Annotated in this window: 15 protein-coding genes; 7 read left to right on the top strand and 8 right to left on the bottom strand. The window is 30.3% G+C overall.

The annotated features are described in order from the left end of the window. Positions 1 to 358: 358 nt before the first annotated feature. A complete protein-coding gene (locus CDLVIII_RS32250; RefSeq protein WP_242835778.1) occupies positions 359 to 523 on the bottom strand; it encodes a hypothetical protein in 165 nt (54 codons plus the stop codon). Between the two features lie 280 nt (positions 524 to 803). Between CDLVIII_RS32250 and CDLVIII_RS20515 the strand changes: the two genes are divergently transcribed. Together CDLVIII_RS20515 and CDLVIII_RS32245 are read left to right on the top strand one after the other, a co-directional pair. After that, positions 804 to 1,016, top strand: coding sequence for a winged helix DNA-binding protein (locus tag CDLVIII_RS20515; protein ID WP_009171388.1), 213 nt, complete (start codon positions 804 to 806; stop codon positions 1,014 to 1,016). A gap of 159 nt (positions 1,017 to 1,175) precedes the next feature. Next, complete coding sequence (locus tag CDLVIII_RS32245; protein ID WP_009171387.1) at positions 1,176 to 1,385, top strand: transcriptional regulator; 210 nt, start codon at positions 1,176 to 1,178, stop codon at positions 1,383 to 1,385. 137 nt (positions 1,386 to 1,522) lie between these two features. On the opposite strand, the gene CDLVIII_RS32240 is transcribed toward CDLVIII_RS32245, so the two are convergent. From CDLVIII_RS32240 to CDLVIII_RS20495, 3 genes are all read right to left on the bottom strand, one after another. Continuing rightward, positions 1,523 to 2,008, bottom strand: coding sequence for a DUF4362 domain-containing protein (locus CDLVIII_RS32240; protein WP_242835777.1), 486 nt, complete (start codon positions 2,006 to 2,008; stop codon positions 1,523 to 1,525). Between the two features lie 27 nt (positions 2,009 to 2,035). Then, on the bottom strand, positions 2,036 to 2,230 hold the full coding sequence (locus CDLVIII_RS32235; RefSeq protein WP_009171385.1) for a cell wall binding repeat-containing protein: 195 nt from the start codon (positions 2,228 to 2,230) through the stop codon (positions 2,036 to 2,038). A 399-nt stretch (positions 2,231 to 2,629) separates the two neighbouring features. After that, positions 2,630 to 3,601 (bottom strand): matrixin family metalloprotease, encoded by a 972-nt coding sequence (locus CDLVIII_RS20495; RefSeq protein WP_009171384.1) that lies wholly within the window; start codon positions 3,599 to 3,601, stop codon positions 2,630 to 2,632. 668 nt (positions 3,602 to 4,269) lie between these two features. On the opposite strand from CDLVIII_RS20495, the gene CDLVIII_RS20490 reads away from it, so the two are divergent. The 5 genes from CDLVIII_RS20490 to CDLVIII_RS20470 all read left to right on the top strand — a co-directional run bounded on the left by CDLVIII_RS20490 (position 4,270) and on the right by CDLVIII_RS20470 (position 11,053). Next, on the top strand, positions 4,270 to 5,994 hold the full coding sequence (locus CDLVIII_RS20490) for a sigma-54-dependent Fis family transcriptional regulator (protein ID WP_035302479.1): 1,725 nt from the start codon (positions 4,270 to 4,272) through the stop codon (positions 5,992 to 5,994). A 281-nt stretch (positions 5,995 to 6,275) separates the two neighbouring features. Continuing rightward, positions 6,276 to 7,820 carry an acyl CoA:acetate/3-ketoacid CoA transferase gene (locus CDLVIII_RS20485; protein ID WP_009171382.1) on the top strand — a complete coding sequence of 515 codons (1,545 nt, stop codon included), beginning with the start codon at positions 6,276 to 6,278 and terminating at the stop codon, positions 7,818 to 7,820. 77 nt (positions 7,821 to 7,897) lie between these two features. After that, complete coding sequence (locus tag CDLVIII_RS20480) at positions 7,898 to 9,292, top strand: GntP family permease (RefSeq protein WP_009171381.1); 1,395 nt, start codon at positions 7,898 to 7,900, stop codon at positions 9,290 to 9,292. A 66-nt stretch (positions 9,293 to 9,358) separates the two neighbouring features. Further along, positions 9,359 to 9,775 (top strand): MaoC family dehydratase, encoded by a 417-nt coding sequence (locus CDLVIII_RS20475; protein WP_009171380.1) that lies wholly within the window; start codon positions 9,359 to 9,361, stop codon positions 9,773 to 9,775. Positions 9,776 to 10,090: 315 nt separating this feature from the next. Further along, positions 10,091 to 11,053, top strand: a complete 963-nt coding sequence (locus CDLVIII_RS20470) for a DUF3644 domain-containing protein (RefSeq protein WP_009171379.1) — start codon at positions 10,091 to 10,093, stop codon at positions 11,051 to 11,053. A 252-nt stretch (positions 11,054 to 11,305) separates the two neighbouring features. Here CDLVIII_RS20470 and CDLVIII_RS20465 read toward each other — a convergent pair whose 3' ends face one another. The 4 genes from CDLVIII_RS20465 to CDLVIII_RS20450 all read right to left on the bottom strand — a co-directional run bounded on the left by CDLVIII_RS20465 (position 11,306) and on the right by CDLVIII_RS20450 (position 14,926). Next, entirely contained in the window at positions 11,306 to 12,052 is a 747-nt protein-coding gene (locus CDLVIII_RS20465) for an acetoacetate decarboxylase (protein ID WP_009171378.1), read from the bottom strand. Positions 12,053 to 12,132: 80 nt separating this feature from the next. After that, positions 12,133 to 12,798: a 3-oxoacid CoA-transferase subunit B gene (locus CDLVIII_RS20460; protein WP_009171377.1), complete on the bottom strand. Its 666-nt coding sequence runs from the start codon at positions 12,796 to 12,798 to the stop codon at positions 12,133 to 12,135. Further along, positions 12,799 to 13,452, bottom strand: coding sequence for a 3-oxoacid CoA-transferase subunit A (locus CDLVIII_RS20455; RefSeq protein WP_009171376.1), 654 nt, complete (start codon positions 13,450 to 13,452; stop codon positions 12,799 to 12,801). A 67-nt stretch (positions 13,453 to 13,519) separates the two neighbouring features. Beyond that, a complete protein-coding gene (locus CDLVIII_RS20450) occupies positions 13,520 to 14,926 on the bottom strand; it encodes an aldehyde dehydrogenase family protein (protein WP_009171375.1) in 1,407 nt (468 codons plus the stop codon). Between the last annotated feature and the right edge of the window lie 275 nt (positions 14,927 to 15,201).

Here is a 15,201-nt window from a genome sequence, read left to right as displayed (position 1 = left end):
ATAGTGCTATTTTATGACTGTATTTATATGTTTAAAGAAAAAAGTATTTTTTTCTTTAGTCATTGTGATAATATTTATACTGTAAATAGCCGGTTATCTATAAAAATGATTGTAGAGTTATTAAGAAGTTTTCGTGATTTATTTAATTTTAGTTTATTCTGGATTTTAGTATTAAAAATTTGTGTGCACGAGTTTTAATGATTTAACTGAGTTAAGTATGTAGAGCTGTTAAAATAAGTGAAGTTTAAAGAATATCTAAAAATAAAGGTAAATTAGGTAGAAATACTTAGTCTACCTTCATTTTTTTACATACAGATAATAAGCAGTAGCTAAGAGCAATTCAATTACTGCTTTTAAATTATTTCTTAATGTATTCTTTATAAGGAAATGGAATAATGATCTCTCCATTAACAATTTTATAGTTTGTATTTTCTATGGGATTTAGATTTTGAACTAAGTTAATGCCAATATTATAGAAAACTTCAGGTAAAATTTTTGGATCTTGAAAAACAGTGCCTGCCATAAATCCTTTATCAACTAAAGCTCTTGCTTCAGGGAGCGCATCAATCCAAACAACTGTGATATTTTTTGATGTATCCTCTTTGTTGTAGCCATATTTTGTAGTGTTTTAATAGCACCTAACAGTAAAAGATATGATTATCTAAATAACTATTCAATTGTATCCAAATTGAAATATGGTAATACAAGTTTTCTATTTACAATATAAGATAATAGTAGTAAAATGTACACGAACACTAGTTCGCATATGTTTTATATAATAATGACAATAAGGAGATGACAGTATGTTGACAGAAAAGCAAAAAATGATTTTAGATATTATTAAGGATTATATAGAGAAGGAAAAAATACCACCAACAGTCAGAGAAATATGCAAGATTGCAGATATTAATTCAACATCATCAGTACAAGCTCATATAGATAGATTAGAGAAAAAAGGATATATAAAAAAAGACAAGGGATGTAATAGGAGTATCAGAATAAAGGAAATAATTTAGTTGGAAGTTTTTGATTACTAAATTAACGTAAAATGATATTACATAACAAAAAATTATAAAAATTATATTCTGTGTTAAAATAAATAAAAATTTAGAGTTTTCTTAGAAGACACCCAATAACATAATGTTAAAATCCCCGGTATATGAGATGATATACATATGATAAGAATTTATTTATCGAGAGTATTTGGGAAAAAAGATGGAATCAATCAGGCTGACTTGGCTAGGAAAACAGGAATAAGGCCTAATACTATTTTAAAATATAAATCATACATAGAACTTTTCGCATATAATTTTAACAGTATAATTTGTATAAATTTATTCTATAATATAGATAAGAAAAGCTTAGTACTGCAAATACTAAGCTAATCCTAGAACGTTTTTTGTTTTAGGGATATTAGATTGAATTATTGATTTAAGAAAAGAGTACTACTCTTTGGGAGAAGGTGGGGCACTCTTTTCTTTTATACTTTTAAGTGTGTAGTAGGCTGATCATTACCGAAAATTTAGAGTATGCATAATTCTTCACCTTGATCAGTTTTCACATAATACGATATAAAATTGTTTTTTTCATTATTGGTTTTATTTATGTCTATTACTTTATACTCTATTTTTTTTCTATCCTTTTCACTTGCATATTGATCTCTTGTATTATCAACTGTAAGTTTAATACTATTATCATTAACAATCAAATCACTTATTATAACGCCTCCGTCAATCGTATAACTTATTATTCTTACCATATCTCCTACATTTGATTTTTTATTTTTATAGTTTTCAATAAATTTATCAAGTTTTTCTATATTATAATATTCATCAATTGAACTTGATATAACATCACCATCTTCTTTAGCCGTATCAATGCTATATTTCATTTGTATCTTATCTAGTTCTTTGTAAGAATTTTGAGCTATTTGGATCCATGCACCATCAGAACCTAATGAATAACCTTCAATAGTAGTATTTTTAACCATGCAACCATCGCTATCCAAATAGTACCATTTACATTGATCAAATAACTACCCCGTTTTCATATATCCATTATCATCAAAATAATACCACTTTCCATCAATTTCTTTCCAACCAACTGACCACGAACTTCCTTCTGAATTCCACCAGCCATTATTATCTTGTTTCCATTCTGCATGTGTAACAATTGGATTCATTGTCAATATGGATATTAATATCATTGTTAAGATTATTAACTTTTTCATTTTTCACCCCAAAATCTTTCTTATAGTACACAATAATATATCTCTATAAAATCATTTCCATAAATAATTAAAACAAAAAAACAAATTAATGTTAATAGACAACAATATTACTACGATATTATTGTTGTCTATTAATTTCTATTTTTTATAAGTTTTCAAAATAAAACTTGTACTAGCTAAAGTTGGTTTTCTATTTCGATAATGAAAGCTTTATATTGCTAATGAAATTATCGCTACTAAGACCTTTTTTGTATTTATTTTTTAATTGTTCATTTAATTGAACATTATCCCCTGTTAATTTAAATCTACCTTGATGCGAACCTGTTACATAATATTTACCATCAGAATAATTTAAAAAGAATAATGAATCATCTCCTTTATTAAAATTATCAAGCCCGTCTACAACTTCTTCAATTTTTTAGAACTTACATTATCATTGTCAACAACTGACTTTCCTAGTGTTCGCATGCTAAATTCTTTTGCATTTTTCCCTTCAATGGTACCCCCATGAAGCTTGACATTAATTACATCCCCAGTTTTTAAAGTTCCAGCCAAACTATCTTCAACTTTAATTGAAACATTAGTATAAATGCCATCTTCATCATAAAAAGATTCTGCATCTTGGATTTTTTCTTGTATTATAGTACTAGAATTATTAGTCAAATCATTAATATCAGTATAATCTTTAATACTATCTTCCGTGGTTTCTATATACGAAAAATCCGAATTGTTCGAATCATTATCATTGGTCGCTGCAGCTGATGTAGTTGATACAGCTAATGAGTTCAAACTGTTACCATATAGATGTTTTATACCAGCAATATCATCGCTTTGTGGGAGATAAACACCAAGCATTTTAGGATACATAAGATCTGATGTATCATTAACATGAGCCAATCCAAATGCATGTCCAAGTTCATGTGCTATTGTTCCCAGTTGCTGATCATATGCTAAATTTTTATACATGCCTGGATTTACTATAATATGATTCTGAGTCCAATTAACATTAGGAGTAGCTCTTGTCCATTTATCAGGCCTTGTGATATTTGGTAAATAAAATTTTGTATAAGCAATGATTCCATTTGCCGTATCCTCATCTTCATCATCATAAACCACTATTTTATTTACTGATTGACTATGCTCATTTTTTATTAACGATACCCCACAATTAGCATTATTCCAACCAGACACTGCTGAATCTATTGTGCTCTCAATCGAGGAAGCAGAATCAGCTATATGATATTTTATCCCGTTAACTCCACCAATTAATACATGATCATTGTATGTATTATATGCAAATGCAGGAATTGCGTTTGATACGACTACACTAGAACAAACAAGTAAAGATATTATAAAATTTCTTCTTTTCATAAATCAAACCCTTTTTTAAAAAATTATTTACAAATTATATTATTTTCCAAACAATTAAAACTGTAAATAATTTTGGAATAAAAGGTAAATATTGTGGTAATGATCCTATACTGTTTTTTAAATTTGTAATTTAAATTGCAAAAACTAAAGATTTTTATACAGTTCTACTAATATTTTTTAAAATCAGGTCTTAATTAAAGAAATAATAGCTTAAGTTGAAATAAACCTTAAAAAACACTATAATACAGCATTTAAGAAATTTTTACATAAATATATAGCATCTTAATAAAAATATTTTTTTGGCAAATTAAATGTTTTTATTAAACATTTTTTAGAGACTGGGGTTGGTTCAAAAATTCCTGTTTTCCATGCATAAATTGTATATTCACATCTATTAATCATTTTGCTCTAAAATTTATAATATATTCAAGGATGAGTTTTTGTAAAAAGAAAGGTAACAAAACATTGAATTGAAAAGGAACGAGGCATAACTTTTATTATTATTTATAGATTAGAAAAAAGTTTTTTTAATCTCCCTAATTATATGAATCTTAAAAAAGCAATACAAAATACAGTTCAAAATAGGTTTAATAGTTTATAATTATTATATATTTTTAGCAAACTACTTAAAGACATAAAGCTTAAGAGAAAGAAGGCGTTATTATATGGTGGTAAAGCAAACGTTATTTTCAAGTTATTTTAATGAATTCAAAGCAATATTAGATAGTGTATCCAACGAAATAATTGTAATTGATCGTAAAAATAAGATATTTTTTATTAATGAACCGGCTAGCATTCTTTTTAGAATGGATAGAAATAATAGCTTAGGCAAGGAGGTCAATGAATTAATACGAAACTCTGAACTATCTTACTTTTTGTCTGAGAAAAAAATGGAGCCTAAAAAGCCTATAATAATTAACAATTTAAATTTGGCATTAAGAATTATACATTTGTGGGAAGATAAAAATATAATAGGAACTATATTAATTTTTAGTAATATAGAAAACTATAATGAATTGCTTCATAGGCTTGATGAGGAAAAAAACAGTAGTGAAATATTAAATACTGTAATTGAAACTGCGTATGATGGAATGGTTATCATTAATAAAATGGCGATAATAACAATGATTAGTAAGGCTTATACAGAGTTTTTAGGAATAAAAAGAGAGGATGCAATTGGCAAACATGTAGCAGAAGTTATTGAAAACACTAGAATGCCCATAGTATTAAAGACAGGTAAAGAAGAAGTGGCACAGCTTCATAAGATTAAAGGAAATTATATGATAGCATCAAGAATACCAATAATAAAAAATGGTGAAATAATAGGGGTAGTAGGTAAGGTATTATTTAGAAATGTAAAAGAATTAAATAATCTTTATAGAAAAATAAGTGTTATAGAAAAGGAATTGGCAAGTTATAAATCAAAGCTTAGAGAATTCAATACAGCCAGTTATTCTCTTAAAAATATTATAGGTGAAAGTGATCCGATTGTTTTGGCTAAAAATATAGTGAAGAAGGCTGCACATACTACTTCAAATGTACTCATTTTAGGAGAAAGTGGTACTGGTAAGGAAATCTTTGCTCATGCCATCCATTCGGAAAGTAAACGTCATGAAGGGCCTTTTGTTAAAGTAAATTGTGCAGCAATCCCAAGTGATTTACTTGAATCAGAATTGTTTGGCTATGAAGCGGGAGCTTTTACGGGAGCTAGAAAAGAAGGTAAAATAGGAAAATTTGAAATAGCAAATGAAGGTACAATATTTCTAGATGAAATAGGAGATATGCCTCTTCACATGCAGGTGAAGCTTTTAAGAGTTATTCAAGAACGGGAAGTAGAAAAGGTTGGCGGGGTTGCCAGTAAAAAAATTAATATAAGAATAATTGCTGCAACAAACAGAAATCTTGAAAAATTGGTATCAGAAGGAAAGTTTCGTGAAGACCTGTACTATAGGCTCAATGTCGTAACGATTGAGATTCCTCCTTTAAGAGAACGTGGAAATGATATAATACTTATTTCTAATCATTTGATCAAAAAACTTTCACTTGATTTAAATAAGAAAGTTACAGGAATTTCAAAGGAGGCTGAACAATATCTTAAAACCTATGAATGGAAAGGTAACGTAAGAGAATTAGAGAATATCTTAGAAAGAGCTATTAATATTATGGAAGATAATGAGATTATTGATATAAAGGATTTACCTAAAGAACTTACTGGTAAAAAGATTGAAATAACACCGAAAAAGCTTCAAGATGTTATTGCTGAAAGTGAAAAAAATGCTATTATTTTGGCTCTTAGAGCCGCGAAGGGAAATAAGACAAAGGCGGCCAAAATTCTTGATATAGGACGGACTAGTTTATATGAGAAAATAGAAAAGTATAAGATACAGGTGTAGTTGTACGAAGAATCGTACAACTATTTTTTTACGCGCAATATAGTTGTACGAAGAATCGAACACTGTGTAAATGTTTACGTTAAACGTGTACGAAAAAACGAACATAAATTTATAAAATTAATAAAAATCTTTTAAATATATAGAGAAGAAAGCGCATTATTGTGATTGTTTCTTTCTTAAAATTTTGGCATAGATATTGCTTATATAAATATATGTAAACGAAATCATAAATAAAATATTAAGTTCTTGTTTCATTTAGTATATAGAAAGGAGGATGAGATATGAACAAGATAATGTCATTTGAACAGGCAATCGACCTAATTAAAAATGGAGATACTGTTGCATTTGGTGGGTTCATTGGGGCTGGGCATGCTGAGGGAATTTCTAAGAAACTAAAAGAAATTTACCTAGAGCATGGCACTCCAAATAATTTAACGCTTGTTTATGCAGCTGGGCAAGGAGATGGAAAAGAAAAAGGTTTAAACCATCTCGGTCAAGAAGGTCTTATTTCAAAGGTAATAGGAGGACATTGGGGATTGGCTCCTAAGATACAAAAGCTTGCAATTGAAAATAAAATAAAAGCTTATAATCTTCCACAAGGAGTTATATCTAGTCTTTATAGAGATATTGCAGCCGGTAAGCCTGGAACAGTTACTCACGTAGGGCTTAAAACATTTGTGGACCCAAGAGTAGAGGGGGGAAAACTAAATGAGAGCACAACTGAGGATATTGTAAAAGTAATTGAAATAGATGATAAGGAATATCTCTATTACAAGGCATTCCCTATTGATATAGCTGTACTTAGAGCTACTTATGCAGATGAAGATGGAAATGCAAGCCTTCAAAAAGAAGCTGCAACTCTTGATGGTCTTGCAATGGCACAGGCAGCAAAAAATTCTGGGGGAAAAGTTATTCTTCAGGTTGAAAAGATAGTATCTAGAGGAACTTTAGATCCTAAGCTTGTAAAAATTCCTGGAATACTTGTCGATGCAATAGTTGTTGCTGAAGCAGAAGATCATATGCAGACTTTCTCTGAAATGTTTAATCCAGCTTTTTGTGGAGAAATAAAGATGCCTGCAAATTCTATCAAATGCCTGCCAATGGATGAAAGAAAAATAATAGCAAGACGTTGTGCAATGGAGCTTATACCAAATGCAGTCACTAATCTTGGAATAGGCATGCCAGAAGGAATTTCAATGGTAGCAAATGAAGAAGGTATAGGAAATACTATAAGATTAACCATTGAATCAGGTCCTATTGGAGGCATTCCAGCGGGTGGATTGAGTTTTGGAGCAGCTATAAATCCAGATAGTATTATAGATCAATCATCTCAATTTGATTTTTATGATGGCGGTGGATTAGACATAGCATTTTTGGGATTAGCTCAATGTGATAAAGAGGGTAATATAAATGTAAGTAAGTTTGGACCTAAAATAGCAGGCTGTGGAGGATTTATAAATATTACCCAAAATGCTAAGAAGGTTGTATTCTGTGGAACTTTTACAGCAGGAGGACTTAGAATTAATATTACTGACGGTAAATTAGTTATTGAAAATGAAGGAAAGTCAAAGAAATTTATTGATAGTGTTGAACAAATTACATTTAGTGGAGATTATGCTAAAGATGTTAATCAGCCGGTGCTTTATATAACTGAAAGAGCAGTTTTCAGCCTAACAAGAGATGGAATAACTTTGGAGGAAATAGCTCCTGGAATAGACTTACAAAAGGATATTCTTGATCAAATGAATTTTAAACCAATAATTTCAAGTGACTTAAAGATAATGGACCAAAGGATTTTTGAGGATAAGCTCATGAAATTAAAATAAAAGATCCATATAAGTAAAATGGAGACATGGATAAAATAATTAAAATGAAAAATAATAAAATAATGGAGGTTTTATATATGGCAGTTATAGGAATTTTATTAAGTTTAGGACTTTTAATGTTTATGGCCTATAGAGGCTTTTCAGTTATTGTTTTTGCACCTATATTTGCAATAGCTGCAGCTATATTTTCTGGAATGGCAATTATGCCGACTTATACAGAAATCTTTCTACCGAACTTAGGTAACTATGTAAAAGTTTACTTCCCTTTCTTCTTATTAGGTGCTGTATTTGGAAAAGTTATGGAACAATCTGGTGCAGCAAAATCTATTGCAAAATTCATAGTGGAGAAGTTAGGTAAAAAACGTGCTATGTTGTCTGTAATTTTGGCAGCGGCTATACTAACTTATGGCGGGGTAAGTCTTTTCGTTGTAGCATTTGCTGTATATCCTTTTGCAGCATCTATATTCAAAGAAGCAGATATACCAAAGAGACTTGTTCCAGCGACTATAGCTGTTGGTGCTTTCACATTTACTATGGATGCACTTCCAGGAACACCGCAGATTCAAAACTCTATACCAATGAAGTTTTTTAATACAGATCTTTATGCTGCTCCTGTATTTGGAACACTAGGTGCAATTATAGTTTTAGTTTGTGGTGTATCTTATTTAGAATGGCGCAAACGTGAGGCTCAGGCAAATGGAGAAGGATATGGAGAAAATCATAAACAAGAACCAGTGCTTGTTGAAGATGAAAATTTACCAAATCCATTTTTGTCGGCATTACCGCTAGCATCTGTACTTGGACTAACTTTAATTTTACAAAAGTTAGTGTTTCCTAAGTGGGATATTGTATCTTGGGTAACAAAGGCACCTTATAACATTCCAGAAGCAAGTGTTGTAGGCTCAATGAATAACTGGGCACTTATGATTGCACTTGTATGTGGTATTATTCTTGCAGTTTCTATCAATCCAAAACGTATGAAGGGTAATTTAGCAACAGCAATTAATGCGGGTGCAATTGGATCACTTTTAGCTGTTATGAATACAGCATCAGAAGTAGGCTTTGGTAATGTTATAAAAACTTTACCAGGATTCCAATCTATAGCTCACGCTTTAACAAATATTAATTCAAATGGAAGTCCATTACTTTCAGAAGCGGTTACAGTAAATACTCTTTCAGGGGTGACAGGTTCTGCTTCAGGTGGAATGAGTATAGCACTTGATACATTTGGTAAACAATATTTAGAGTGGGCAAATAATGCTGGTGTGGATCCACAATTACTTCACCGTGTTGCCGCTATGGCATCAGGAGGAATGGATACATTGCCTCATAATGGTGCAGTTATTACTTTACTTGGAATTGCAGGCTTAACTCACAAACAATCATATAAAGATATTTTCGCAATTACTTGTATTAAAACGGGAACTGTATTTTTATTAATTATACTACAAGGCATATTACATTTTGTTTAATAAGAGTATAAAAAAATAGGTGAAATCTACTATAGTGGATAAAGTATAAAGGGAGGAATTATAAAGATGAAAGGTTTGACAATAAAGGAGTTAAATATTGGCGATAAAGCATCTTTTCAAAAGACAATTACAGAAACAGACGTGTATTTATATGCTGGGATAACTGGAGATTTAAATCCAGCGCATATAAACCATATCGAAGCAGAAAAAACAATGTTTAAAGGTAGAATTGCTCACGGTATGTTAACGGCTGGTCTAGTATCCGCAGTATTAGGTATGCAGCTTCCAGGGCCAGGTTCTATTTATCTTGGACAAGAACTAAAGTTTTTAGCTCCAGTAAAAATAGGAGACACAATTAAAGCAGAAGTAGAAGTAATAGAGAAGATTGATGAAAAGAATAGGATAAAACTAAGTACCATATGCACAAATCAAAATGGTGTTGAAGTACTTAAAGGTATAGCTACTATAATGCCACCAAAATAAAGACAAGCTTCTAAAAAATTGGTGTTTTATGATTAAATTCATATGTTTTAAGAAAAAGCTATTATCCTTGTTTTGATATGGTGATATAATTTAATTTGCAAAGAATATAGCCAATTTATATAAACGAATTATGTTTATATTTTAAGAGATAACGAATTTTTTAAAGTGTAGAAAACAATAGAATTATTGTTTTCTACCTTTATTTTATTTGTGGGAAATAAATATCTTTACTATAAATTAATTATGAATTCCTAGTTATTATATAGTTTGATTAGCATATGTCTATAAAAATTAAAATGAGAAGAGGCGAATTATATGGAAGATATAATAGACAATTTGTTAAATAAATCTAAGGAAAATTTTATGATGGCTATTGAAATATATAATAAGCCTACAATTCACTATAGAGTTGAGGGTTTTTGCTTTTTTATCTGTAATTCATGGGAGTTAATGCTTAAGGCACATATGATTGACAAGCTTGGTGAGGTGAGTATTTACTATAAAAATAATTCCAGTAGAACCTTGACCCTGAAAAAGTGTATTAGCATTATTTTTACTAATGAAAAAGCGCCTTTAAGACTTAACTTGGAAAAGATAATTGAATTAAGAAATACAAGCACATATTTTATTACAGAAGAGTATGAGATTATATATCTACCACTATTTCAATCGTGCATTTTTAATTTTATGGAGAAAATGTATGAGTTTCATAATATAGATATGACAGCAATTACACCGTGGAGTTTTTTGATGTGGACGATGAACAGAAATATGATAAATATTAATGAAATAAGAGCAAAGTATACAGGAGAAATTGCCAATAAATTAATTAATGCTAGTACTGATATCTCAAGTTTATCATCACAAAATAACCATACTTTTTCTGTAAAAGTAGAATGTTTTAACTGCATCACTAAAGATAAAAATAAAGGAGGAGGTATTACTTATATTAGCAATGAAACTAAAAACGAAATTAAAATGAGACAAGAAGCAGAGGATCCTAATAGTACACATAAATACAATATGAAATCCTGTAATAAGGAAATAAATAAAAGGCTTAAAACATTAGGAATAAATTTGAAGTTTAATAAATATCATTTTGAACTATTTTGCAAGTATTATAGTTTGAAGAAAAATCCTAAATTATGTTATACCTATAATGTAAATTCAAGCCCTAATTATAGTTATTCTCTCCAAACTATAGACTTTATTGTAGAGGAAATAAAAAAAGATCCTAAAAATGTTATTCAAAATTTGAGAGAAAAAATAAAAAAATAAGCCAACCCTAGGGGCAAAGGATTCTTAGCACTATGCCTACTCTCATTCGAGAACCCAGCCTTATTCCTTCACGAGTCAACTTATTTATATTATAATATATTAGAAAAACTTGTCAAATATTCTTTGTTAGTTAATGTCCCAAAGGATGCATTATACTTTATAAGTAATTAAGATGATAACTAATAAATAAAAAAGCCCCATGTATTAAAACAATAGAGGCTTTTTCATTTATTAAAATATACATAAGTATGCTCATTTTTGATTTTTGGAAAGATAATCATAAACAATTTTAGGTGTTCCAAGAGTTAAATCTGTAAGTATATGCGATGCAGATATAATTTCTAATACTGGTAAGTCAGCTAAAGGAGCTAGTGCGTGGCTAAACAATTGTAGACGAGCGCTACCAGTCCATGCACCATGTATTGTTATATCAGTATTTTCTGCGCATATAAGTTCACAAATTCTTGGCTTACCATCATAACCTTGAATAACTTTTAACATAAAATTAGGTCTTGAAATTTGTGAATAAGCTTCTTTAAGATCTAGAGGTTCATGTTTATATCCCATTGTGGCAGTGGCAACTGGCAATGTGCCATATTTTAATGTCCCAACCAATGTATCTGAATCAACAAATAACTTCGGATTTCCAAGTTTTTTAGGATAAGCGCTACTTTCTCTTCCAACAGCTATAGCTGGCTCATTATCAAGGTACATCATATGCAAGTAATCGCCGCTAACTCCATTGAATGTTACTGGGATAGCCTGACCACATTCTGTATATGAGCCCAATCCGGTTGTATCCGGCATAGCCATCATTTCAAATCTCACATAAGGGCCGTCTAACTCAAGTGGTTCTGGAACTATTTTTCTAAGAGCTTCTAAATCAGTACGATAAATGATATTTAAGTATTCTCTATTATGAAATTTATATGGTCCTCTAGGAAATGCTGGAGCAGATATGGGAGTTGTAATTTGTTTTATTACTTCATTTTCTAGCATAGAATTATCACACTCTTTTCTTATTTTTTAATTATATAGAGAGCCTAAGCTTAAGAGACTATGACTTTAAAATAAAAGATCTATATGTCCATAATTTCTATGTTATTTGGGATAATTAAATTTGCATCTGTTAAAGACTTTATTTCATCAACAGTCGTATCTTTGTGAATTTCTCTTAAAATTAATCCGTCACGTGTTACTTTAATTACGCATAATTCTGTAATTATTAAATCTACTTGAGCTTTTGCAGTAAGTGGAAGAGTGCATTTTTTTACAATCTTGGGTTTGCCTTTACCAGTATGCTGCATTGCTACTATTACTTTTCGTGCTCCTATTGCTAAATCCATAGCCCCACCCATGCCTGGTACAATTTTACTTGGGACAATCCAGTTGGCTAAATTTCCTTTCTCATCAACTTCTAAAGCACCTAGAACAGCAACATCTACATGCCCACCTCTAATTAATGAGAAAGACATTGAGCTATCAAAAAAAGCACCTTGAGGCAGAAGAGTTACATATTGGCCACCGGCATTTATTATATCAGGATCATATTCACCTGAAGCTGCTAATTCTCCCATGCCAACCATGCCATTTTCGGATTCAAAAGCGATATTCATTTCCTTGGGTATATAATTAGCAACTAAAGTTGGAAGTCCTATTCCAAGATTAACAAGTTGCCCAGCTTTTAATTCCTTAGCAACTCTTTTGGCGATTATCTCTTTAGCTAAAATTTTATTGTCAATCATTTAAACCACCTCTTTTACTATATAATCTACTAATATACCTGGAGTCATTATATTCTCTTTGTTTAGTTCATCAGCTTTTACTAACTTATCAGCTTCTACTATAACTGTATTACCAGCCATTGCCATGTATGGATTGAAGTTTTTTGCAGCGGCTCTATAGAAGGTGTTTCCAAATTCATCTACTATACTACCTTTTATTAATGAGATATCAGCTGATAATGGAAGTTCTAGCAAATATTTTTTGCCGTTAACATTAACTTTCTGCTTACCTTTTTCTACAATAGTGTCTACCCCAGTTGGCGTTAATACACCTCCAAGGCCAGAACCACCTGCACGAATTCTTTCTATTAAAGTTCCCTGAGGAGAAAGCTCAACTTCGAGTTCACCAGAAGTCATTTTTTTTCCGGTTTCAGGATTTGTTCCAATATGGGAAGCAATTACTTTAGAGACCTGACCATTTACAATAAGTTTACCAATACCCTTATCTGGAAAAGCTGTATCGTTGCATATAACAGTTAGATTTTTAATGTTTAAGTTAACTAGAAAATCTATAATATTTTCTGGTGTTCCGCAATTTAAGAAGCCGCCAACCATAATTGTCATGCCATCTTTAAATAAGTTCTTTAAATTTATTAATTTAGTTATTTTGCTCATTTTAGCAACTCCTTTCTGAATATTTTTCTGTGATCTCATAAATAAACTTGTAAATTCAAGAATGAAGTTAACCGGCTAACACACATCTTCTTTGACGTGTGAAGTTTCTTGCAGAGGTTATACCTTCACCAGTACAGCCGGCAATAGTGAAAGTTGTAAATCCTTCAGCATTATAACCTACTCCAGCAAAGGATTTTGCATTTTTTACAAAGATAGTAGTGTCTATTTCTTTCTCAAATCTATTTAAGTTATCTATGTTTTTGGAATAAATATAGGCACTATGTTTTCTGCTTTGTTCTGCTATTTTTGCATATTGTATAGCATCATCTATATTTTTGACTCTCACGATGGGTAGTATTGGCATCATAAGTTCTGTCATTACAAAAGGATGATCTGGCTCTACTTCGCAGATTATACATCTAACACTTGAAGGAGCTTCAACATCTATCTCATTTAAGAATAATTTTGCATCTTTTCCAACCCATTTTTTATTTATGTTATATTCTTGAGTTTCATTATTTTTCTGTAATATTAAATTCAATAGTTTTGTTATTTTATCTTTATTTATAATTACAGCATTATTTTTTAACATATTATCTATTAAATTATCTGCAACATTGTCAAAAACAAATACTTCTTTTTCAGCAATACAAGGTAAGTTATTATCAAAAGAGCAGCCTTCAATGATATTTTTTCCGGCTTTTTCAATGTCAGCAGTATCATCTACAATAACTGGAGGATTTCCAGCACCAGCCCCTATAGCTTTTTTACCAGAATTTAAGAGAGTTTTTACCATTCCAGGACCGCCAGTTCCGCATAAAAGTTTTATTTCTGGGTGTTTTATAATTGCATCTAAGGATTCCATGGTTGGATTTTTTACAGCTGTTATTAGATTCTTAGGACCTCCACATGAAACAATAGCTTTATTTATCATATCGACAGCAAAAGCAACACATTTTTTTGCACTGGGATGTCCATTAAAAACTACAGCGTTTCCAGCAGCTATCATTCCTATGCTGTTGCAGATAACAGTTTCAGTTGGATTAGTAGAAGGGGTTATTGCGCCTATAACACCATACGGAGCCATTTCAACTACTGTAAGTCCATTATCTCCTGACCAGGCTGTAGTAGTTAAATCTTCTATACCAGGAGTATATTTAGCCACTAATTCATGTTTTAATATCTTATCTTCATATCTTCCCATATGTGTTTCGTCTAAAATCATTTTAGCTAAAATTTTTTTGTTTTTTAATGTTGCCTTCCTTATTTCAGTTAATATTTTTTCTCTTTGTTCCTTTGTATAATAAAGAGAAAATTCCTTTTGTGCAGTTATAGCTTTATTAATAGCAACTTCAACATCTTCGAAAACTCCAGAATATGAAGTGCTATTTTCGTAGTTTTTTAAATCGGCATTTTTAATGTTTGTTTTAAATTTTAAATTTTCAGTTTCTGATATTGTTGTGTCTTTGTTCATAATTATTCCTCCTTGTAATTTAAAAAATAATTTACATTAGAAAATAACTATTTCATATAGGTAAACAGTAAAATCTAATGAGTATATACAGTATAATAGCCATTGCTTATTACAAAAACAACCTATAAATACAAGAAAATCAATATAAAGGAAATAAAACGTTACCAAATTACAAATTTGTAACATATTTTTATTAAATAAATTATAGAAACATAGAATTAGAAAATTTGGAGAATATTCTGAAAATATAAGCATATCATAAATTAATTAATATA

Source organism: Clostridium sp. DL-VIII, from assembly GCF_000230835.1.
GTDB lineage: Bacteria > Bacillota > Clostridia > Clostridiales > Clostridiaceae > Clostridium.
The sequence above is the reverse complement of the archived record's forward strand: the minus strand, read 5'-3'. Positions and strand labels throughout refer to the sequence as shown.